This window comes from Streptomyces xanthophaeus (assembly GCF_030440515.1).
GTDB classification, from domain to species: Bacteria; Actinomycetota; Actinomycetes; order Streptomycetales; family Streptomycetaceae; genus Streptomyces; species Streptomyces kutzneri.
Map to the genome: position 1 here is coordinate 6,130,059 of NZ_CP076543.1, position 20,502 is coordinate 6,150,560.

The window sequence follows — 20,502 nt, forward strand, 5'->3', positions numbered from 1 at the left end:
GCCGCGAGGGGAGGGATTTCATTCCCAGCGGAAGAGCCGCGCGGCGGCGCCCAGACCGAGTACGGACCAGCCCGCCAGTACGGCCGCGTCGCCCCAGGGGAGCGAAGCGCCGTGCTGGAGCACCTCCCGCAGCCCGTCGGACAGGGCCGCGATGGGCAGCAGCCCCAGGACGGACTGCGCGGCCTCCGGGAACTTCTCCAGCGGCACGATCACCCCGCCGCCGACCAGCAGCAGCAGGAAGACCAGGTTGGCGGCGGCCAGGGTCATCTCGGCCTTGAGGGTGCCCGCCATCAGCAGCCCGAGGCCGGAGAAGGCGGCCGTGCCCAGCAGGATCAGCGCGGCCACCGACAGCGGGTCGCCCTGCGGGGACCACCCCAGCGCGAGGGCGATCACCGTCAGCAGGGCGATCTGCAGTACCTCGGTGACCAGCACCGACAGGGTCTTGGCGGCCATCAGGGCCCAGCGCGGCAGCGGGGAGGCCCCGAGCCGCTTGAGGACCCCGTAGCGGCGGTCGAAGCCGGTGGCGATGGCCTGGCCGGTGAAGGCGGTGGACATCACGGCGAGCGCCAGGATCCCGGGCGCGAGGAAGTCGACGGATTTCTCGCCGCCGCCCTCTTGGATGGGCACGGTGACGATGTCGACAGCCGAGAAGAGGGTCAGCAGCAGCGCCGGGATGATCACGGTCAGCAGCAGCTGTTCCCCGTTGCGCAGCAGCATCCGGGTCTCCAGCGCCGTCTGCGCGAGGATCATGCGGGACACGGGCGCGGCCCCCGGGCTGGGGGTGAACGTACCGGCGCTCATGCGCGCAGCTCCTTGCCTGTCAGTTCGAGGAAGACGTCCTCGAGGGTGTGCCGCTCCACCGTGAGGCTGCTCGGCATCACGCCGTGCTGCGCGCACCAGGAGGCGACGGTGGCCAGCAGCTGCGGGTGGACGTCGCCGGTGACCCGGTAGACGCCCGGGGCGAGCTCGGCGGCCTCGGTGCCGTCGGGCAGCGCCTTCAGGAGCGAGGCGAGGTCGAGGGAGGGGCGGCCGGTGAAGCGCAGGGTGTTCTCGGCGCCGCCGCGGCACAGCTGCTCGGGGCTGCCGTGGACGATGACCTTGCCCGCGTCCACGATGGCGACCTCGTCGGCGAGCTGCTCGGCCTCGTCCATGTGGTGGGTGGTGAGGACGACGGTGACCCCGTCGGTGCGCAGCTCCCGTACGAGGTCCCAGGTCGCGCGGCGGGCCTGCGGGTCCAGGCCGGCGGTGGGCTCGTCGAGGAAGACCAGCTCGGGGCGGCCCACCACGGCCATGGCCAGGGCCAGGCGCTGCTGCTGGCCGCCGGAGAGCCGGCGGTAGGGGGTGCGGCCGCAGCCGCCGAGTCCGAGGCGTTCCACCAGGGTGCCGACGTCGAGCGGGTCGGCGTAGAGCTTGGCCATGTGGCGGAGCATCTCGACGGCGCGGGCTCCGGAGTAGACACCGCCGGACTGCAGCATCACGCCGATCCGCGGGCGCAGGGCCCCGGCCTGGGCGACCGGGTCGAGGCCGAGGACGCGGACGGTGCCGGCGTCGGGGCGGTGGTAGCCCTCGCAGGCCTCCACCGTGGTCGTCTTGCCCGCGCCGTTGGGACCGAGGACCGCGGTGACGGAGCCGCTCCGGACGGTGAGGTCCAGGCCGTCCACCGCGGTCTTGGTGCCGTACCGCTTCACCAGTCCGCGGATCTCCACGGCGGGGTCGTTGCTCATGGGGGGTGAGTCTACGGAGCCGGGGGAGGGGCCGTGGGGCCCGGGGTCGGGGCCTCTTCTTCTCCGGTTCGTCTTCCGTTCGGAGCCGTGGAATCGGACGACGCGTCGCTAATACCGTTCTTTTCAGCCGGTCGGTCCTGGAAGAGTCGGCATGTTTCCGTGATCTTTTCCGGAAGTCGATCTTTTCGGCGCCGGAGAACCGCCGCGGGTGCAGATGCGCTGGTGGGGGGCGGTTTTCGGGCTCGCCGAAGGCATCCCGGAAAGTAGCGGAATGTTGCCCTCCGAATAACTCTCCGTCGATAAATAAGGTAACCCTTAGTGATGGAGGCCACCAGGGGTGGCGTCCATCACGGCTTGTCGCCGCTCGGTTAATTACGCAACAATGGCGTTGTGAAATACGGCGAACGGCAGATCGACACCCTCCAGGGGGAGCTCGGCACCGGGGAGCGGTCAACCCGCAACCGGGTGGCGCGCTCGATCCTGGACCACGGTCCGTCCACCGTCGCCGACCTCGCCCAGCGTCTCGGCCTCACCCAGGCCGCCGTCCGCCGCCACCTCGACACGCTCGTCACCGACGACGTGGTCGAACCCCGTGAGCAGCGTGTGTACGGCGCACGCACCCGGGGTCGGCCCGCCAAGGTCTTCGCGCTCACCGACTGCGGCCGCGACGCCTTCGACCAGTCCTACGACACGCTCGCCGCGGACGCCCTGCGCTGGATCGCGCAGTCGGCCGGCGGCGGCGAGCAGGGCGAGGTGGCCGTCGCCGCCTTCGCCAGGTCGCGGATGGAATCGCAGGCGCAGGCGTACAAGGAGGCCGTCGAGGCCGCCGCCCCGCAGGAGCGCACGGAGGCCCTTGCCAAGGCGTTGACCACGGACGGGTACGCTGCTACGGCGAAGAGCGCTCCCGGTCCGCACAGCGGTGAACAGCTCTGCCAGCACCACTGCCCGGTCGCGCACGTCGCCGAGCAGTTCCCGCAGCTCTGCGAGGCGGAGACCGAGGTCTTCTCCCGCCTGCTGGGGACCCATGTGCAGCGCCTCGCCACGATCGCCCATGGCGACGGGGTGTGCACGACGTTCATTCCGCGTGGCGCGAGCACCACACAGACCGACACATCAGTATCTGCAAGTACGGCCGGGAGGAACCCCGCATGACCACGGAGATCGCTCACCCTGAGCTCGATGGCCTGGGCACTTACGAATACGGCTGGGCCGACTCCGACGCGGCCGGTGCCGCTGCCAAGCGGGGTCTGTCCGAAGAGGTCGTCCGCGACATCTCGGCGAAGAAGTCCGAGCCGGAATGGATGCTCAAGCTCCGCCTCAAGGGCCTGAAGCTGTTCGACAAGAAGCCCATGCCGAACTGGGGTTCCGACCTCTCGGGCATCGACTTCGACAACATCAAGTACTTCGTGCGTTCCACCGAGAAGCAGGCCGCTTCGTGGGAGGACCTGCCCGAGGACATCAAGAACACGTACGACAAGCTCGGCATCCCGGAGGCGGAGAAGCAGCGCCTCGTCGCCGGTGTCGCGGCCCAGTACGAGTCCGAGGTCGTCTACCACCAGATCCGTGAGGACCTGGAGGAGCAGGGCGTCATCTTCCTCGACACGGACACCGCGCTCAAGGAGCACCCGGAGCTCTTCCAGGAGTACTTCGGCACGGTCATCCCGGTCGGCGACAACAAGTTCGCGTCGCTGAACACCGCGGTGTGGTCCGGCGGCTCCTTCATCTACGTCCCCAAGGGCGTGAAGGTCGACATCCCGCTCCAGGCCTACTTCCGTATCAACACGGAGAACATGGGCCAGTTCGAGCGGACGCTGATCATCGTCGACGAGGACGCCTACGTCCACTACGTCGAGGGCTGCACCGCCCCGATCTACTCCTCGGACTCGCTGCACAGCGCCGTGGTCGAGATCATCGTCAAGAAGGGCGGCCGCTGCCGCTACACGACGATCCAGAACTGGTCGAACAACGTCTACAACCTGGTCACCAAGCGCGCCGTGGCGTACGAGGGCGCGACCATGGAGTGGATCGACGGCAACATCGGTTCCAAGGTCACGATGAAGTACCCGGCCGTCTACCTGATGGGCGAGCACGCCAAGGGCGAGACCCTGTCCATCGCCTTCGCGGGCGAGGGCCAGCACCAGGACGCCGGCTCCAAGATGGTCCACATGGCGCCGAACACCTCCTCGAACATCGTCTCCAAGTCGGTGGCACGAGGCGGCGGCCGCACCTCCTACCGCGGCCTGGTCGAGATCGGCGAGGGCGCCCACGGCTCGAAGTCCAACGTGCTGTGCGACGCGCTCCTGGTCGACACCATCTCCCGCTCGGACACGTACCCCTACGTGGACGTCCGAGAGGACGACGTCTCCATGGGCCACGAGGCCACGGTCTCCAAGGTCTCCGACGACCAGCTCTTCTACCTGATGAGCCGCGGTATGACGGAGTTCGAGGCGATGGCCATGATCGTGCGCGGCTTCGTCGAGCCCATCGCGCGCGAGCTGCCCATGGAGTACGCCCTGGAGCTGAACCGGCTGATCGAGCTGCAGATGGAGGGATCGGTCGGCTGACCGCCGGCCGCGCGGCATCCCCTGCCGCACATCCTTTGACGTAGGCAGTGTTCTTTAAAGAGAGTGAGCAAGACGACAGCCATGGCTGAGGCTCAGAACATTCCGGCGGGTTCGACCACCGCCGGCGCGATCGCGGTGGCCGCCGAGTCCACCGTCGCCACCCGGATGAGTGCGCCCCCGTCCTTCGACGTGGCGGACTTCCCGGTTCCGAACGGCCGCGAGGAGGAGTGGCGCTTCACGCCGCTCGCCCGCCTCAAGGGCCTGCACGACGGCACCGCGGTCGCCAACGGCACCATGAAGGCCCAGATCGACGCGCCCGAGGGCGTCAAGGTCGAGTCGGTGGAGCGCGGCGACGCGCGCATCGGCAAGGCCGGCACCCCCGTGGACCGGATCGCCGCCCAGGCGTTCTCGTCCTTCGCCAAGGCCACGGTCGTCACCGTGCCCAAGGAGACGGTGCTGACCGAGCCGGTGCGCGTGACGCTGCACGGCGAGGGCGGCACCACCTTCGGCCACACCGTCTTCGACGTGCAGGCCTTCGCCGAGGCCGTCATCGTCATCGACCACACCGGTGACGGCGTGCGCGCCGCCAACGTCGACTTCCTGGTCGGCGACGGCGCCAAGCTCACCGTCGTGTCCGTGCAGGACTGGGACGACACCGCCGTCCACTGCTCCCAGCACAACACGCTGGTCGGCCGCGACGCGACCTTCAAGTCGGTCGTGGTCACCTTCGGCGGCGACGTCGTGCGCCTCCACCCGCGCATCAGCTACGCCGGCCCCGGCGGCGAGGCCGAGCTCTTCGGCCTGTACTTCACGGACGCCGGCCAGCACCAGGAGCACCGCCTCCTGGTCACGCACGACGCCCCGCACTGCAAGTCGAACGTGGTCTACAAGGGCGCGCTCCAGGGCCAGGACGCCCACGCGGTCTGGATCGGTGACGTGCTCATCCAGAAGAGCGCCGAGGGCACCGACACCTACGAGATGAACCGCAACCTCGTCCTCACGGACGGCGCGCGGGTCGACTCGGTGCCGAACCTGGAGATCGAGACCGGCGAGATCGTCGGCGCCGGCCACGCCTCCGCGACCGGCCGCTTCGACGACGAGCAGCTCTTCTACCTGCAGGCCCGTGGCATCCCGGCCGACGAGGCCCGCCGCCTGGTCGTCCGCGGCTTCTTCGCGGAGCTCGTCCAGCAGATCGGTGTCGACGACATCGAGGAGCGTCTGCTCGCCAAGATCGAGACCGAGCTCCAGGGTTCCGTCTGATGAATTACGTCAAGGCCTGCGCGCTCAGCGAGCTGGAGGAGAACACCCCGAAGCGGGTGGAACTCGACGGCACGCCGGTGTCCATCGTCTCCACCGAGGGGGAGGTGTTCGCGATCAACGACATCTGCTCGCACGCGAACGTCTCGCTCTCGGAGGGCGAGGTCGAAGACTGCATGATCGAGTGCTGGCTGCACGGGTCGGCCTTCGACCTGCGCACCGGCAAGCCTTCGGGTCTGCCCGCGACGCGCCCCGTACCCGTATACCCCGTAAAGATCGAAGGGGACGACGTGCTCGTCTCCCTCACCCAGGAGTCCTGAGGTATCCATGGCAACGCTTGAAATCCACGACCTGCACGTCTCCGTCGAGGCCGAGAACGGCGCCCGCGAGATCCTCAAGGGCGTCGACCTCACCGTCAAGCAGGGTGAGACGCACGCCATCATGGGTCCGAACGGCTCCGGCAAGTCCACCCTGGCGTACTCGCTCGCCGGTCACCCGAAGTACACCATCACCGGTGGCACCGTGACCCTCGACGGCGAGGACGTCCTGGAGATGTCCGTCGACGAGCGCGCCCGCGCCGGCGTCTTCCTCGCGATGCAGTACCCGGTCGAGGTCCCCGGTGTCTCGGTCTCCAACTTCCTGCGCACCTCGGCCACCGCGATCCGCGGCGAGGCGCCGAAGCTGCGTACCTGGGTGAAGGAGGTCAAGTCCGCGATGGAGCAGCTCCAGATGGACCCGGCCTTCGCCGAGCGCAACGTCAACGAGGGCTTCTCCGGCGGTGAGAAGAAGCGCCACGAGATCCTGCAGCTGGAGCTCCTGAAGCCGAAGATCGCGATCCTCGACGAGACCGACTCCGGTCTCGACGTCGACGCACTGCGCCAGGTCTCCGAGGGTGTCAACCGCGTCCGCGCGACCGGCGAGGTCGGCACGCTGCTGATCACGCACTACACGCGGATCCTCCGCTACATCAAGCCCGACTTCGTCCACGTCTTCTCCGAGGGCCGCATCGCCGAGTCCGGCGGCGCCGAGCTCGCCGACAAGCTGGAGGCCGAAGGCTACGAGTCGTACAGCACGAAGGGTGGCGCGACCGCGTGACACAGCTGCCTGGCCTCCTCGACATCGAGGCGATCCGAAAGGACTTCCCCCTTCTGGATCGTGTGGTCCACGACGGGAAGAAGATCGTTTACCTGGACAATGCGGCGACCTCGCAGAAGCCGCGCCAGGTGCTCGACGCGCTGAACGAGTACTACGAGCAGCACAACGCCAACGTCCACCGTGGCGTGCACGTGCTCGCCGAGGAGGCCACGGCGCTGTACGAGGGCGCCCGCGACAAGGTCGCCGCCTTCATCAACGCGCCGAGCCGCGACGAGGTGATCTTCACCAAGAACGCCTCGGAGTCGCTCAACCTGGTCGCGAACATGCTCGGCTGGGCGGACGAGCCCTACCGGGTCGACCGCGAGACCGAGATCGCCATCACGGAGATGGAGCACCACTCCAACATCGTGCCGTGGCAGCTGCTCTCGCAGCGGACCGGCGCGAAGCTGAAGTGGTTCGGCCTCACCGACGACGGCCGGCTCGACCTGTCCAACATCGAAGAGGTCATCACGGAGAAGACGAAGATCGTCTCCTTCACACTGGTCTCCAACATCATGGGCACGGTCAACCCGGTCGAGGCGATCGTGCGGCGCGCCCAGGACGTCGGCGCCCTCGTGCTGATCGACGCCTCCCAGGCCGCCCCGCACATGCCGCTGGACGTGCAGGCGCTCGGCGCCGACTTCGTGGCCTTCACCGGCCACAAGATGTGCGGCCCGACCGGCATCGGCGTCCTCTGGGGCCGGCAGGAGCTCCTGGAGGACCTGCCTCCGTTCCTCGGCGGCGGCGAGATGATCGAGACCGTGTCGATGCACGCCTCGACCTACGCCCCGGCGCCCCACAAGTTCGAGGCGGGTACGCCCCCGATCGCCCAGGCCGTCGGCCTCGGCGCGGCCGTGGACTACCTGACCGCGATCGGCATGGACAAGATCGCCGCGCACGAGCACGCGATCACCGAGTACGCGATCAAGCGCCTCGCGGAGGTGCCCGACCTGCGGATCATCGGCCCCACCACGGCCGAGGACCGCGGCGCCGCGATCTCCTTCGTCCTGGGTGACATCCACCCGCACGACGTAGGCCAGGTGCTGGACGAGCAGGGCATCGCGGTCCGCGTGGGACACCACTGCGCGCGCCCGGTCTGCCTGCGCTACGGAATTCCTGCGACGACGCGAGCGTCTTTCTACCTGTACTCCTCTCCGGCCGAGGTCGACGCGCTGATCGACGGGCTGGAGCACGTACGGAACTTCTTCGGCTGACGGACGAGGCGACGAGGACGCAGTGAAGCTGGATTCGATGTACCAGGAACTCATCCTGGACCACTACAAGCACCCGCACGGGCGTGGCCTGCGCGACGGCGACGCCGAGGTGCACCACGTCAATCCGACGTGCGGTGACGAGATCACGCTGCGCGTGAAGTACGACGGCGAGACGCTGACCGACGTCTCCTACGAGGGCCAGGGCTGCTCCATCAGCCAGGCCAGCGCGTCCGTGCTGAACGAGCTGCTCGTGGGCAAGGAACTGGCCGAGGCGCAGAAGATCCAGGCAGTCTTCCTGGAGATGATGCAGTCCAAGGGCAAGATCGAGCCCGACGAGGCCATGGAGGAGGTGCTGGAGGACGCGGTCGCGTTCGTCGGCGTCTCCAAGTACCCGGCTCGTGTGAAGTGTGCTCTGCTGAGCTGGATGGCGTGGAAGGACGCGACGGCCCAGGCTCTGGGCGGCGCGGAGAGGGAGACGGCATGACCGAGAACGCGACGCCCGAGGCGTCGATCAAGCCGGCCACCGAGGAGGAGGTCCGCGAGGCCCTCTACGACGTGGTCGACCCCGAGCTGGGCATCGACGTCGTCAACCTGGGCCTGATCTACGGCATCCACATCGACGACGCGAACATCGCCACCCTGGACATGACGCTGACCTCGGCGGCCTGCCCGCTGACGGACGTCATCGAGGACCAGGCGAAGTCGGCGACGGACGGCATCGTCAGCGAACTTCGCATCAACTGGGTCTGGATGCCGCCGTGGGGCCCGGACAAGATCACGGACGACGGCCGCGAGCAGCTCCGCGCGCTCGGCTTCAACGTCTGAGCCGTTGTGAACGAGGAAGGGCCCCCGGCATCGTGCCGGGGGCCCTTCCTCGTGTCGGCCGGTCGTCCGGCGGTTCGTCCGGCCGCTCGGCCGTCCGTTCGCCTGTCAGCCCTGTCCGTCAGCCCTGCCCGTCCGTCTTTCCGTCCGCCTGGCCGTCCGGCCGCGGATCCGGCTGTGGGGCGGTCCCGGTCTGCGGCGCTTCCGGCTGGGCCGGGCGCGCGTCCGCGGGCGGGGCGGTAGGTGCGGGCGGGGCGGCGGGTGTGGCCGAGGGGCCGGCGCCGGGGGTCTCCGCGGCGAGTTCGGCGAGGATGGCGGAGGCCAGGTTCTCGCGCCGGATCCGCTGGTCCACGTACAGCAGATTGCTGAACAGCTGTGAGTAGGCGATCTGGAACATCTGGCTCACGCCGCTGCCGACGAGCACGCACAGGAAGCCGAGCACGAGGGCGACGATCATGCCTGCCGACGGTCCGGTTCCCTCGCCCCCCTCGGCCATGAGCGGGATCATCCCGAACATGCCGATGAGCTGGAAGGGCATCTGGATCATGTAGGCGATGCTCATCCCGATCATGCTGCCGACCAGGGTGATGCCGAAGATCCGCCACCAGTCGCCCTTGACCAGTGCGGCCGAGCGGCGCAGCGCGGTGACGGGACCGGCCTCCTCCATGACCGCCACGGCGGAGGCCAGGCCGAGCCGGGTGGCGAGCCAGACGGCCACCGGGGCGGCGAGCAGCATGAGCGCGGGCAGGAGCAGCACGACCCCGGGTGACGGGTCGCCACCGGCGCCGGAGGCGATCATCAGCGGAATCCACACCGCGAAGGCGGCGAGCACCGGGGCACCCGCGATCAGCCCCGTGAGCGCCAGCACGCCCAGGACGGCGGGGGTCCGCCGCAGGGCCGTGCGCCACATCGCGCGGAAGGTGGTGGGCCGGCCCATGATCGCCTCACGGAGGACCGCCGGGCACAGGGCGGTGACCACCGCCATACCCAGCAGCCCCACGGCACACAGGAGCACGAACAGCGTGATCGCCGCGACGAGGAACGGTGTGAGGTCCTCGGCCGACGGTTCCTGTCCGTAGGGCCGGTCGAAGACCGGCTCGATGTGGTCGTACACCGCGGCGACGGCGATGCCCGCCAGCAGGGCCATGACCAGCAGGCAGATGCCCTGCACGGCCAGCATCACGCCGACCAGCTGCTTCCAGTGGCGGCCGAGCGTGGCGAACGAAGCGCTCACGATGTCCCCGAGGCCGAGGGGCTTCAGGGGTACCACCCCGGGCTTCGGCGGTGGCGGCGGAGCCCATCCTCCCCAGTGCGGCGCGCCGCCCGGGCCTCCCGGTCCCGGTGCCCCCGTGGATCCCCACCCTGCGCTGTGTGTCATGCATCTGCTCCGTCTGTTCGTTCCCCCGTCGAACGCACACCGTATACCAGCATGTCAGGGACATGGCGGCGACTTTCCCGCCCGCTTGTGTACGCACGTACACATCGATGTGTACAGTTGTACGCATGCCCTACGTCATGCTTGCCGCGGCCATCGCCGCCGAGGTCGCCGGAACCACCGCCATGAAGTACAGCGACGGCTTCACGAAGCTGTGGCCGTCGCTGGGCACCCTGCTGGGCTACGTCATCGCCTTCACCCTGCTCGCGCAGACGCTGAAGTCGATGTCCGTCGGCACGGCCTACGCGATCTGGGCGGGCGTCGGCACCGCCGCGATCGCCGCCATAGGCATGGTGTTCCTGGGCGAGGCGGCCACCGCCGCCAAGATCGCCGGGATCGCCCTGGTGATCGGCGGGGTGGTCCTGCTGAATCTCGGCGGGGCCCACTGATGAGCCCCGCCGTGCGGCGCTACGACCCGGACCGGCGGCAGCGGATCGTCGACGCGGCGCTCCGGGTGGTGGGCGAGCGGGGCATCGCCGGGCTGACCCACCGCAGCGCCGCGGCCGAAGCAGACGTACCGCTCGGGTCGACGACGTACCACTTCGAGACGCTGGACGACCTGTTGGTCGCCGCGCTGCGCCAGGCCAACGAGGGTTTTGCGCGGGCGGTGGCCGACTCGGCCGCACTGGCCGACCCGGACGCGGACCTCGCCCGGGCCCTGGCCCGCCTGCTCGGGGAGTTCCTGGCGGCGGACCGGGGCCGGGTCGAGCTGGAGTACGAGCTCTACCTGGCGGCCCTGCGCCGCCCGGCGCTGCGGCCGGTGGCGGCGCAGTGGTGCGAGGCGATGTCGGCGGCGCTGACCCCGCGCACCGACCCGCTGACCGCGCGGGCGCTGGTGGCGGCCATGGACGGGATCGGCCTGCAGGTCCTGCTGACGGACGCCGCGTACGACGAGGAGTACGCCCGCGAGGTCCTGCGGCGCATCCTGCGGCCGGCGTAGGCACGCCGCTGCCACCCGGACTCCGCCCCGCGCGCCGGTCCTCGGACGCCGGCGGGCCCGCACGACCGGGTCCGGGCGGGGCCCGGTTCCGGACGGCGCGGGGGAGCGGCATCGTGGGCGGCGGCCGGTGACCCGGCGGCCTGGTGACGCGCCGGCCGGTGACCCGACGGCCCGGTGACCCGGCGGCCGGTCAGCCGGCGGAGCGTACGGCCGCGAGCGCCGTCTGCACGCTCGCCTCGATGTCCTGGATCGGGTAGATCACCTCGCGGACCGTGCGGTCGCGGTCGATGACGAGCGTCAGCCGCTTGATCCGGCTCGTGCCCGCCGCGCGGAACGTCGGCAGGCGCAGCGCGGCCGTCAGTGCCAGATCCGCGTCCGACAGGAGCGGGAACCGCAGCCGCTCCTGTTCCGCGAACTCCCTTTGCTCGTCCGGTCGCTGGGTCGACACCCCGTGCACGGTGGCGCCGGCCGCGGTGAACTCCGCGAGCTGGTCGCGGTAGGTGCACGACTCGAAGGTGCAGCCCTTGGCGCCCGGGATCCCGGCCCAGCCCGGCGGGTAGGACTCGGCGCGCGCGTACGCGCCCGGGAAGCAGTACAGGACCGTGAACGGGGTGTCCGCCACCGGGTCGCTCAGCTCGCCGAAACGGTCCGGCAGCAGCAGCGGCGGCACCCGCGTGCCGCGCAGCGCGTGCACCCGTTCCGCCTCGCGCGATGCCTCGTCGGTCGTCGCCGTCATCTCTCCCTCTCCCAGGACCCAGGTGTCTCCCCAGTCCTGGAGGGCCACCAGGACGGGCAGCAGCCCCCGCCCGCGCGGGGTCAGCCGGTATTCGTGCCGCACCGGGCGCTCCTGGTACGGCTCGCGCGACAGCACCCCGGCCTCGACGAGCAGCTTCAGCCGCTCCGCCAGCACCTTGCGGGACATCCCCAACTCGCGCTGGAGCTCGTCGAAGCGGTGCAGACCGCGCGCGGCGTCGCGCACGATCAGCAGCGTCCACCAGTCGCCCACCACGTCGAGGGCCTGGGCGATGGCGCAGTCCGCGTCGCCGAGGTGTGTGCGCTGGGCCATGGGAACTCCTTCGTCCGTTGACCCAAGGCTGTCATGCTGACATAGTCCGTTCCCAAAGGGAACTTACTCGATCGGGATACAGATACAGGGGGGCACGGGTGTGCTGCAGGGGTTCAAGGACGTACCGAGGGTCGTGTGGCTGCTGGCTGCGGGGGTCTTCGTCAACGCCGTCGTCAGCTTCACCTTCGTCTTCGTCTTCCTCTACCTGACCGGCCCCCGCGGCCTCGGCGCCGCCCAGGCGGGCCTCGTCACCGGAATCAGCGGCATCGGCCTGGTCGCCGGCAACTTCACCGGCGGCTGGTACGGAGACCGCTTCGGCCACCGCCGGGTGCTGCTCGCCGCGTCCACCCTCGGGGGCTTGGCCCTCGCAGCCCTCCCGCTGCTCCCCCTGCCGCTCCTGGGCCTGACCCTGCCCGTGGCCCAGTACGCCTCCGGCGTGATCCGGGCCGCCAACTCCGCCCTCGTCGCGGTCACCGTCCCGGAGGGAGCCCGCCGCCAGGCCTTCGCCCTCGTACGCTGCGCCTCCAACGGCGGATTCACCCTCGGGCCGCCGCTGGGCGCCCTCATCGCCACCGGCCTCTCCTACGACTGGCTCTTCGTCGGCGACGGCGCCGGGACGCTCCTCTTCGCCCTCTGGACCGCACGGGTAGTCCCGGCCCGCGGCGCTCCCCGCACACCGGCCGCGGCCCGGGACGGGGGTCCGGGCCGCGGCGAACGGGGCCTGTGGCGCGAACTGCGCGCCCGCCCCACCGTGCTGGTGCTGCTCGGCGCGATCCTGGTGACCGACATCGTCTACCGCCAGCAGTACTTCACCTTCCCCGTCTTCCTCGCCGACCACGGCCTGGACGCGCGCGCCTTCGGGCTCGTCATCGCCCTGAACGGAGGGGTGATCCTCCTCCTGGAACTGCCCGCCGCCGTCGCCCTGCGCAAGCGGCCGGCCCTGCCGGTCATCGGTGCCGGGATGGTGCTCGTCGGCGCCGGGTACGCGGCGCTGCTGCTCGGGGCCGGGATCGCGAGCGCCGTGGCGATGATGGTCCTGCTGAGCCTCGGGGAGATCCTCTACAAGACCACGGCCACCGCCCACATGGCCGACCAGGCGCCCGAGCACGCCATCGGGCGGTTCCAGAGCCTGTACGCGGGCGTATCGGTCAGCGGGGTCGTCCTCGGTCCGCCGCTCGGCGGAGCCCTCTACTCCGCTGCGCCCGGGCTGCTGTGGCCGCTCTGCGCGGTGCTGGCAGCTGGGGCGGGCGCGGCGCTGCTGGGGGCACACGCACGCCAGGCCCGGCACGCGGCGCGACCCGCCCGACCGTCACATGAGACCGGTTCGCAACCGAAGGCCGTCGCCGGTTAGGTTTCGGATATGACTGCTACGCGTACCACCGGCGCCGTCGCCGCCGGACTTGCCACCATCACCGCCGACGGCACCGTCCTCGACACCTGGTTCCCCGCTCCCGAGCTGGTCGCCGAGCCCGGCCCGGCCGGCACCGAGCGCCTCACCGCCGACCAGGCCGTGGAGCTGCTGGGCGCCGCCGCGGCCAAGGCGATCCGCACGGACGCGGTCCGCGGCGTCGAGGTCGTAGCCGTCCGCACGGTCATCTCCTCCCTGGAGGACAAGCCGCTGGACGCGCACGACGCGTACCTGCGCCTGCACCTGCTCAGCCACCGCCTGGTCAAGCCGCACGGCCAGAACCTCGACGGCGTCTTCGGCCTGCTGACCAACGTCGCCTGGACCTCGCTGGGCCCGGTCGCCGTCGACCAGGTCGAGACCGTCCGCCTCAACGCGCGCGCCGAGGGCCTGCACCTCCAGGTCACCTCGATCGACAAGTTCCCGCGGATGACGGACTACGTCGCGCCCAAGGGCGTGCGCATCGCCGACGCGGACCGCGTCCGCCTCGGCGCGCACCTCGCCGAGGGCACCACCGTCATGCACGAGGGCTTCGTCAACTTCAACGCCGGCACCCTCGGCACCTCCATGGTCGAGGGCCGCATCTCCGCGGGCGTCGTGGTCGGCGACGGCTCCGACATCGGCGGCGGCGCCTCCACCATGGGCACCCTCTCGGGCGGCGGCAAGCAGATCATCTCGATCGGCGAGCGCACCCTGATCGGCGCCGAGGCGGGCGTGGGCATCGCGCTGGGCGACGAGTGCGTGGTCGAGGCCGGCCTCTACGTGACCGCGGGCACCCGCGTGACCCTGCCGGACGGCCAGATCGTCAAGGCCCTGGAGCTCTCCGGCGCCAACAACATCCTCTTCCGCCGCAACTCGGTGACCGGCGCCGTCGAGGCCCGCCCGTACAAGGCGGCCTGGGGCGGCCTGAACGAGGTCCTGCACAGCCACAACTGACACCGGCCGACGGCCCCACCGGCCGCACCGTCGTCCCCCGAGCGCCCTCCCGCCGTCCCCCACGGCCGGGAGGGCGCTCGGCCGTTGTCGGAGGCAGGTCCCCGGGCGCAGGTACTCGGGCGGGACTGAGTACGTGCGCGCTGGTGGCCGGCGGGGCCCGGGGGAAGGCTGGGGGCATGCGACGACGAATACGCTCCGGCCCCGAGTCCCTGCTTCCGGTCGCCCTGGCGCTCGCCCTGGTGGCGATGGCGTCGTGGGCCGCGTGGCTCGGCTGGGACCAGCACCGCGATGTGCAGCCGGACGGAACGGAGACCGGGCCCTACGAGGCCTGGCAGGTGCTCGGGCTCGGGCTGACGTTGCTGGTGCCCGTGTGCTGGGCGGCGTACCGGGGCCTCGCGGCGGGCGCCGTCGTGGGCGTCACGGCCGGCCTGACCTGTGCCGCCTTCTACGACTGGTCGGACGATGCCAGCGGACTCTTCGTGATCGGAGTGGGGATGGTCATGGTGGGGAGCCTGGCGGTGACGGCCGGGGTCTGCGCGCTGATCAACGCCGTGAGGCCGAAGGAGTCGGCGGGCCGGCGCAACGGGTAGGCCGCGGGGCAGGGCGTCAGCTCAGGGGGATCGTGCGGACCAGGCCCGCGAAGGCCTGCTTCTCCGCCTCGGTCAGCTCCACCGACTCCATCGGGTGCGCGGCGGAGCCGCGCTGGGCCGGGATCATCGGCAGGCCCTCGGCGGCGGCGGGATCCGCGTGGGCGAAGCGGCTGTCCTCCCGCACGTGGCGGAGGCCGGTGAACCAGACGATCGCGGCCACGAGCAGGACGGCGAGGCCGATTTCCTGAGCGAGGGAGATGGAGGGGAGCACGAGGATCCTCCGGGGATGCGGTCGGTACGAGCCGGTAACAAGATCGAGCGTGGAAATACTCAACCACCCCGACCGGTCGATTCGGTAGGGATGTGTCGAGCGTCACGCCAGGGCCGAAAGTCCCTAGCTTGTCCGAGAAGGCCCCACTACGGCTCCAGGTGCAGTTTGAAGCCCTCGTGGCTGCGGGCGAAGCCCAGCCGCTCGTAGAACCGGTGCGCGGCCGTCCGCCGCTTGTTGCTGGTCAGCTGGACCAGGCCGCAGCCGTGCTCGCGGGCCCGCTCGGCGGCGAGCCGCATCAGTTCGGCGCCGAGCCCCCCGCCCCGCCGGTCCGCGCGGATCCGTACCGCCTCCACCAGCGCCCGTTCCTGCCCGTTCTGGCCCAGGCCCGGGATGTACGTGAGCTGCAGGCAGCCGAGGACGACCTCCCCGGCCCCGTCCGCCCCGTCCGCCCCGTCCGTCAGGACCAGCATCTCGTTGCGCGGATCCGCCTCGATCGCGGCGAAGGCCCGCTCGTGCGCCTCGCCGACCACGACCCGGGCCGGGTCGACGACCGAGTCCTCGTCGGCGAGCAGGGCGAGTACGGCGGGCAGGTCCTGGCGGGTGGCCTCACGGAAGATCATGGCGGGATTGTGGCAGGGGGCCCGGCCGGGACGGCGGCCGGACCCCCTGCAGCTGCGGGACCCGAAGGGTTACGGGCGGAAGCGCAGCACCTGCGGGTCGTGGTCGCTGTTCTGCGCCGAGAACTCCGCGTTGATGTGCACGCTGTCGTACGTGAACTTCTTGATCGCCGGGCTGGTCAGGATCTGGTCCAGCACCTGCGCGTTGCCCTGGTAGACGTAGGAGTAACGCTCTGCCTTCGGCAGCGACTTGATCGCCGGGTACAGCGCCCCGCCGTCCGCCAGCGCGTCCGTCGTCGCCGAGAACTCGAAGTCGTTGATGTCACCGAGGACCAGGACGTCGGCGTTCTTGTCCTCCGCCAGGATCTGCTTCACGAAGCCGTTCACGGCCTGGGCCTGGAGCAGTCGCTTGGTTTCCGAGGAGCGGACCGGCGGCTGGTGGTGCGAGGTCAGGCCCTCGTCGCCGCCCTTGGAGCCGAAGTGGTTGGCGATCACGAAGACCGTCTTGCCGCGGAAGACGAACTCGCCGGCCAGCGGCTTGCGGCTGTCCGCCCACGCCGGGTTGGCGGGGTCGATGCGGCCGGGGGAGTGGGTCAGGGCGGCCTTGCCGTTGACCTTGGTCACGCCGGTCGCGGTCACCGCGTCACCCGGGGCGCGCTCGGTGAAGGAGACCCGCGCCGGGTTGAAGAGGAACACCTGGCGGATGTTTCCGCCGGGCTCGCCGCCGTCCTTCTTGTCCTCCGGGTTGACGGTCCGCCACTGGTAGGCCGGGCCGCCGGCGGCCGAGATCGCCGCGGTGAACTTGGCGAGGGTCTGCTCGGCCGAGACGGTGCCGTCGTTCTTGGCGCCGTTGTCGTCCTGGATCTCCTCCAGGGCGAGGACGTCGGGGGAGGCCAGGTTCTCGACGACGGCCTTGGCCAGCGCGTCGAACTTCTCCTGCGGGTCGGTCGGGTCGAGGTTCTCGACGTTGTACGTGGCCACCGCGAGCTCCTGCTCGGCCTGCGGCTTGGTCTTCTCGGGGGCGAGGGTGCCCGCCTTGACGGTGCCGAGGGTACGGGCCACCAGCGTGTAGCCGCCGAACTGGTTGAAGTCCAGCGGGCCTTCCGTGGTGCCGGTCAGCTTGTCGCCGACGTTGGCCACCGGGAAGGGCTGCTGCGCGATGGGCGCGAGCTGCTGGATCTGCAGACGGCCGGTGTTCTGGGACTCGTAGGAGCCGTAGATGGTGCCCCCGCGCTTGGCGGTGTTCTCCCAGCCCTTCACCGTGACCCACAGCTCCGAGTACGGGTCGGTGGCGCCGACCACGCGGGAGGTGCCGATCTTGACGTTCATGCCCTCCAGCGACTCGAAGTGGTCCAGGGCGTAGCGCGAGGGCTCCAGGGTCAGACCGTTGATGCTGCCGCCGGCGGCCGGGTCACCGGCCGGGGCGTACTCGGCGGGCACCGAGTACTCGTTGATCGCGGTGGCCTCGGGCAGCGCGTTGCCGGAGGAGACCACGGTCACCGTCGGCTTGGAGATCTGGGTGACCGACTGGTTGCCGGAGTTCACGCCGCCGGGGATGTACTCGCCGACCGTGCCGGAGACCTTGACCGCGTCGCCCGCGGTGACGGTCGGAACCGAGTTGGTGAAGACGAAGACGCCCTCGCTGGTGGCGTCGTTGTCGTCGGCGTCCGGGTCCTGGATCCAGAAGCCGCGCGAGCCGTACGTACGTACGCCCGTCACGATGCCCTCGACGTCCGTGACCTGCTTGCCGTTGAGCGGGGATATCCGGGTGGTGCCCTGAATGTCGTGGATGCGTATCGGATCGGCGGACACGGCGCCTTCGGCCGCGTCGGCGGAGCCCGCGAGCAGGCCGGTGGCCAGTGCGGTGGCGACGAGGGCCGCGACGGCGGCGGAACGGGGATGCGAGGAGCGCATGGGCAGGAACTCCGGTGTGGGAGAGGGAAAAGGTGGGGGGTGCGGCAGTGAGATCTGCGGGAGGCAAGCCGCTCCCTATACATCTACGCGCGTCAATTTCCTGTGTGGCCAGCAAAGTTGTCAAGCCCTCCAGGGAATACGGCAGCTGACTGTGGGATGAACCAAAGGGGATGGCCCGCCGGACACGCCCGAAATGCGTCTACGCTGGAGCGCCGTACGAAGGCCACGCCTGTCATCTGCGCCACATCCGCATGCCCGCACTGCCCGTCATGTCGGCCATGTCATCGAAATCCGGGCGCATCTGACGGACCGGCCGACAGCACGGCCCGTGTCACCAACGCCACACCCCGTTCCACCCCGCCACACCCGCCCTACCCCGCCCCACCGCGTCCGCGAGGAGAACCGTCCCCATGTCCGCAGACTCGCACCCCACGCTGCCGCCCGTACGGCTGCACTCCGACGCGGAGCTGGCCCGCGACGCCCTCGGCGCCCCGCTGTTCGCGCGCGCCGTACGGCTCGCCCGCTGGGCCGGACCCGACACCCGCGTCGGCGTCGGCGGCGAGCTCGCCGCCGACCAGCTGCCCGAGGCCGCCGCGGTGCTCGGCCTCGACGCCGCCGACGCGGACTCCACCGGGTACGCGAGCCAGGCCTGGCGCGTGGCCGTGGACACCGGCCTGGTCGACGTGACCGAGCCGGAGGACGACGGCGGGGAAGGCGGCGGGGAGCGCTTCGGCACGGCCGCGCCCGGTGAGGACCTCGCACTGGTGACGAGCGGTGCGCCCGGCGACGTCCTCGACCTCTGGCTGGCGGCACTGGACACGGTGCTCGCCGACGCGGCGGTTCCCGACCTTGACGACCTCGTGGACGCGCTGGACGCGGGCGGCGAGATCGACTTCGACCGGCTGGACTGGAACCCGGGGCGCGAGGCGGACTTCCTCGACGGGGTCCTCGCCAACCTCTACCTGCTCACCGTCACCGAGGGCGGGGCCGCGGACGAACCGGTTCCGCTGCCGGTGCTCGCCGCCTCGATGGTCGTGCCCGACGGCATGGGCGAGCCGACCGACGCCGTGCTGGAGCAGGTCTCGGACGCGATGATGCGCCTCGACGACCAGTTCCGGCAGCTGGAGCCGATCGGGCTGGTGGAGTTCCGGCCCGTCGACGAGGAGCTGATGGCGGAGGCCGACGGACCCCTGGAAACGGAGACCGCGGGCGCCGGGAACGCCGCGGACGACGAGGACGTCTCCCGCTACGGGATGGTCCGCCTGACCCCCCTCGGCCTGTACGGGATCCGGGCACGGATGCTGGAGGCCGGGGTCGATGCCCCCGCCGTCGGTGAACTGGCCGAGAAGGGTGCCGACGCCCTCCTCGACGCGGTCTCCTTCTACTCCGAGAGCGCCGCCCAGGCCGAGATCGAGCAGTGGCTGGCCGGCCGGGAACTGCCCGCCGCGGCCGCCGAGCTGCTGGCCGCCGCCCGCGGGGACGACGAAGGCGGCCCGCTGCGCCGGCTCCGGTGCCAGCAGGCCCTGGCCCCCGCCGGACCGGAGGCCGAGCCCGCGGTCCGCTCGGTGCTGGACGACCAGGAGCTCGGCGGGCTGGCCAGGGTCTGGCTGGCGGAGCGCGGGGTGAGCGACGTACCGGCGCCGGACCCGGAGATGGTGTTCTGGCTGACGGTGGACACGATCGCGGCGCAGCTCGCCGCCGATGGGGAGACGGAGGAGCTTCCGCTCCTGATGGAGACCCTGACCGCTCATCACGCGGGGTTCTTCGAGGAGGTGTGGCGGGTGGAACACCCGGCGACGGCGTACGTCCTGGAGGCGATGGGCCGGCTGCACCCGGACAGGAAGGCGGCCAAGGAGGCCCGCAAGGCCGCGTTCAGGGCCCGTTCCCGCCGCCCGGCCTGAGCCGCCCACGCTCGGGCCAGGGGCGGACCGGGGGCGGACCGGGGAGCCGGACCTGGCTCCCCGGTGGACACAATGGGCGCCATGGACTCAGGACTTGCCGCACTGCTGGGAGCCGCCGTCGGCTCCGTGACCACCCTCGGGGCCGCGATCGTCAACGGCCGGGCGCAGGCACGGTCCCAGCACGCCCAGTGGAGCCGGCAGCACCGCCGCGATGCCTACGCCGGCTACCTCGGCGCGCTCCACGACCGCGACATCGCCATGGACGCCGTACTCGACGTGCTGCGTGCGGACGCGCCGGACCTGGCCGACCTCGACGCGAAGACGGGCCGCTTCGTCACGCTGGCCCGCGAGGTCCACCGCGCTGGCGAAATCGTCATCCTCGAAGGGCCGGCGCCCCTCGCGGAGGTCGCCGAACGCGTCACCCACGCCTCCGGCGACCTTTCGCACGTCATGCGGCGGATGGCGCAGGACGCCCGCGCCGGGGACGCCACGCGCAAGGCCGAGGACACCGCCCTCGCCGCCGAACGGCAGCGGATCCTCTACCGGGCGGTCCAGGACTTCCGCCTCGCGGCCCGCAGCGCGATCGGCGGGTCCGACTGACCGGGGCCACCGACCCGGGTGCCCGGGAGGGCGGTGACAATGCGCCGTTCCTGGGGTCGGAGTTGGCCATTCCGGGGCGGGGCAAGGGGTCGGTTCCTCTTGGTGGGTAGTT

22 protein-coding genes are annotated in these 20,502 nt (G+C 70.9%); 15 read left to right on the forward strand and 7 right to left on the reverse strand.

The window, feature by feature from the left end; all coding sequences use genetic code 11:
• Positions 1-18 precede the first annotated feature (18 nt).
• Both KO717_RS27310 and KO717_RS27315 read right to left on the reverse strand, forming a co-directional pair.
• Positions 19-801, reverse strand: coding sequence for an ABC transporter permease (locus tag KO717_RS27310; RefSeq protein WP_301371907.1), 783 nt, complete (start codon positions 799-801; stop codon positions 19-21).
• The gene (locus tag KO717_RS27315; protein ID WP_301371908.1) at positions 798-1,724 is read right to left on the reverse strand and encodes an ABC transporter ATP-binding protein; all 927 of its coding nucleotides are present in this window, start codon (positions 1,722-1,724) and stop codon (positions 798-800) included. Before KO717_RS27315 ends, KO717_RS27310 begins: the two co-directional genes overlap by 4 nt.
• Positions 1,725-2,114: 390 nt before the next feature.
• Between KO717_RS27315 and KO717_RS27320 the strand changes: the two genes are divergently transcribed.
• From KO717_RS27320 to KO717_RS27355, 8 genes are all read left to right on the forward strand, one after another.
• Positions 2,115-2,876 (forward strand): helix-turn-helix transcriptional regulator, encoded by a 762-nt coding sequence (locus KO717_RS27320; RefSeq protein ID WP_301371909.1) that lies wholly within the window; start codon positions 2,115-2,117, stop codon positions 2,874-2,876.
• Positions 2,873-4,288 (forward strand): Fe-S cluster assembly protein SufB, encoded by a 1,416-nt coding sequence (gene sufB, locus KO717_RS27325; protein WP_030009133.1) that lies wholly within the window; start codon positions 2,873-2,875, stop codon positions 4,286-4,288. Before KO717_RS27320 ends, sufB begins: the two co-directional genes overlap by 4 nt.
• Positions 4,289-4,369: 81 nt before the next feature.
• Positions 4,370-5,548: a Fe-S cluster assembly protein SufD gene (sufD, locus tag KO717_RS27330; protein WP_301371910.1), complete on the forward strand. Its 1,179-nt coding sequence runs from the start codon at positions 4,370-4,372 to the stop codon at positions 5,546-5,548.
• On the forward strand, positions 5,548-5,865 hold the full coding sequence (locus tag KO717_RS27335; RefSeq protein WP_030009135.1) for a bifunctional 3-phenylpropionate/cinnamic acid dioxygenase ferredoxin subunit: 318 nt from the start codon (positions 5,548-5,550) through the stop codon (positions 5,863-5,865). Before sufD ends, KO717_RS27335 begins: the two co-directional genes overlap by 1 nt.
• A 7-nt stretch (positions 5,866-5,872) precedes the next feature.
• Positions 5,873-6,640 carry a Fe-S cluster assembly ATPase SufC gene (sufC, locus tag KO717_RS27340; RefSeq protein WP_030720347.1) on the forward strand — a complete coding sequence of 256 codons (768 nt, stop codon included), beginning with the start codon at positions 5,873-5,875 and terminating at the stop codon, positions 6,638-6,640.
• Positions 6,637-7,893 (forward strand): cysteine desulfurase, encoded by a 1,257-nt coding sequence (locus KO717_RS27345; RefSeq protein WP_030009137.1) that lies wholly within the window; start codon positions 6,637-6,639, stop codon positions 7,891-7,893. Before sufC ends, KO717_RS27345 begins: the two co-directional genes overlap by 4 nt.
• 22 nt (positions 7,894-7,915) lie before the next feature.
• Positions 7,916-8,377 carry a Fe-S cluster assembly sulfur transfer protein SufU gene (gene sufU / locus KO717_RS27350; RefSeq protein ID WP_150256905.1) on the forward strand — a complete coding sequence of 154 codons (462 nt, stop codon included), beginning with the start codon at positions 7,916-7,918 and terminating at the stop codon, positions 8,375-8,377.
• Positions 8,374-8,718 carry a metal-sulfur cluster assembly factor gene (locus KO717_RS27355; protein WP_030009139.1) on the forward strand — a complete coding sequence of 115 codons (345 nt, stop codon included), beginning with the start codon at positions 8,374-8,376 and terminating at the stop codon, positions 8,716-8,718. Before sufU ends, KO717_RS27355 begins: the two co-directional genes overlap by 4 nt.
• Before the next feature lie 118 nt (positions 8,719-8,836).
• Here the strand turns inward: KO717_RS27355 and KO717_RS27360 are convergent, their stop codons facing one another.
• Entirely contained in the window at positions 8,837-9,949 is a 1,113-nt protein-coding gene (locus KO717_RS27360) for a hypothetical protein (protein WP_301371911.1), read from the reverse strand.
• A 269-nt stretch (positions 9,950-10,218) separates the two neighbouring features.
• Here KO717_RS27360 and KO717_RS27365 point away from each other — a divergent pair, with 269 nt between their 5' ends.
• Both KO717_RS27365 and KO717_RS27370 read left to right on the forward strand, forming a co-directional pair.
• On the forward strand, positions 10,219-10,539 hold the full coding sequence (locus KO717_RS27365) for a DMT family transporter (RefSeq protein WP_189735897.1): 321 nt from the start codon (positions 10,219-10,221) through the stop codon (positions 10,537-10,539).
• Positions 10,539-11,090, forward strand: coding sequence for a TetR/AcrR family transcriptional regulator (locus tag KO717_RS27370; RefSeq protein WP_301371912.1), 552 nt, complete (start codon positions 10,539-10,541; stop codon positions 11,088-11,090). Before KO717_RS27365 ends, KO717_RS27370 begins: the two co-directional genes overlap by 1 nt.
• A gap of 190 nt (positions 11,091-11,280) precedes the next feature.
• On the opposite strand, the gene KO717_RS27375 is transcribed toward KO717_RS27370, so the two are convergent.
• Positions 11,281-12,156, reverse strand: coding sequence for a winged helix-turn-helix transcriptional regulator (locus KO717_RS27375; RefSeq protein ID WP_301371913.1), 876 nt, complete (start codon positions 12,154-12,156; stop codon positions 11,281-11,283).
• Between the two features lie 103 nt (positions 12,157-12,259).
• Between KO717_RS27375 and KO717_RS27380 the strand changes: the two genes are divergently transcribed.
• The 3 genes from KO717_RS27380 to KO717_RS27390 all read left to right on the forward strand — a co-directional run bounded on the left by KO717_RS27380 (position 12,260) and on the right by KO717_RS27390 (position 15,087).
• Entirely contained in the window at positions 12,260-13,507 is a 1,248-nt protein-coding gene (locus KO717_RS27380) for an MFS transporter (protein ID WP_301374791.1), read from the forward strand.
• 9 nt (positions 13,508-13,516) lie between these two features.
• On the forward strand, positions 13,517-14,497 hold the full coding sequence (dapD, locus tag KO717_RS27385; RefSeq protein ID WP_030720326.1) for a 2,3,4,5-tetrahydropyridine-2,6-dicarboxylate N-succinyltransferase: 981 nt from the start codon (positions 13,517-13,519) through the stop codon (positions 14,495-14,497).
• A 176-nt stretch (positions 14,498-14,673) separates the two neighbouring features.
• Positions 14,674-15,087 carry a hypothetical protein gene (locus KO717_RS27390; RefSeq protein WP_301371914.1) on the forward strand — a complete coding sequence of 138 codons (414 nt, stop codon included), beginning with the start codon at positions 14,674-14,676 and terminating at the stop codon, positions 15,085-15,087.
• A gap of 16 nt (positions 15,088-15,103) precedes the next feature.
• On the opposite strand, the gene KO717_RS27395 is transcribed toward KO717_RS27390, so the two are convergent.
• The 3 genes from KO717_RS27395 to KO717_RS27405 all read right to left on the reverse strand — a co-directional run bounded on the left by KO717_RS27395 (position 15,104) and on the right by KO717_RS27405 (position 17,889).
• Complete coding sequence (locus KO717_RS27395) at positions 15,104-15,358, reverse strand: hypothetical protein (RefSeq protein WP_301371915.1); 255 nt, start codon at positions 15,356-15,358, stop codon at positions 15,104-15,106.
• Between the two features lie 146 nt (positions 15,359-15,504).
• The gene (locus tag KO717_RS27400) at positions 15,505-15,978 is read right to left on the reverse strand and encodes a GNAT family N-acetyltransferase (RefSeq protein WP_301371917.1); all 474 of its coding nucleotides are present in this window, start codon (positions 15,976-15,978) and stop codon (positions 15,505-15,507) included.
• Positions 15,979-16,047: 69 nt separating this feature from the next.
• Positions 16,048-17,889, reverse strand: a complete 1,842-nt coding sequence (locus KO717_RS27405; protein ID WP_301371919.1) for an endonuclease/exonuclease/phosphatase family protein — start codon at positions 17,887-17,889, stop codon at positions 16,048-16,050.
• 410 nt (positions 17,890-18,299) lie between these two features.
• Here KO717_RS27405 and KO717_RS27410 point away from each other — a divergent pair, with 410 nt between their 5' ends.
• Together KO717_RS27410 and KO717_RS27415 are read left to right on the forward strand one after the other, a co-directional pair.
• Entirely contained in the window at positions 18,300-19,790 is a 1,491-nt protein-coding gene (locus KO717_RS27410) for a hypothetical protein (RefSeq protein ID WP_301371920.1), read from the forward strand.
• Positions 19,791-19,871: 81 nt separating this feature from the next.
• A complete protein-coding gene (locus KO717_RS27415) occupies positions 19,872-20,390 on the forward strand; it encodes a proline dehydrogenase (RefSeq protein ID WP_301371921.1) in 519 nt (172 codons plus the stop codon).
• Positions 20,391-20,502: the final 112 nt, after the last annotated feature.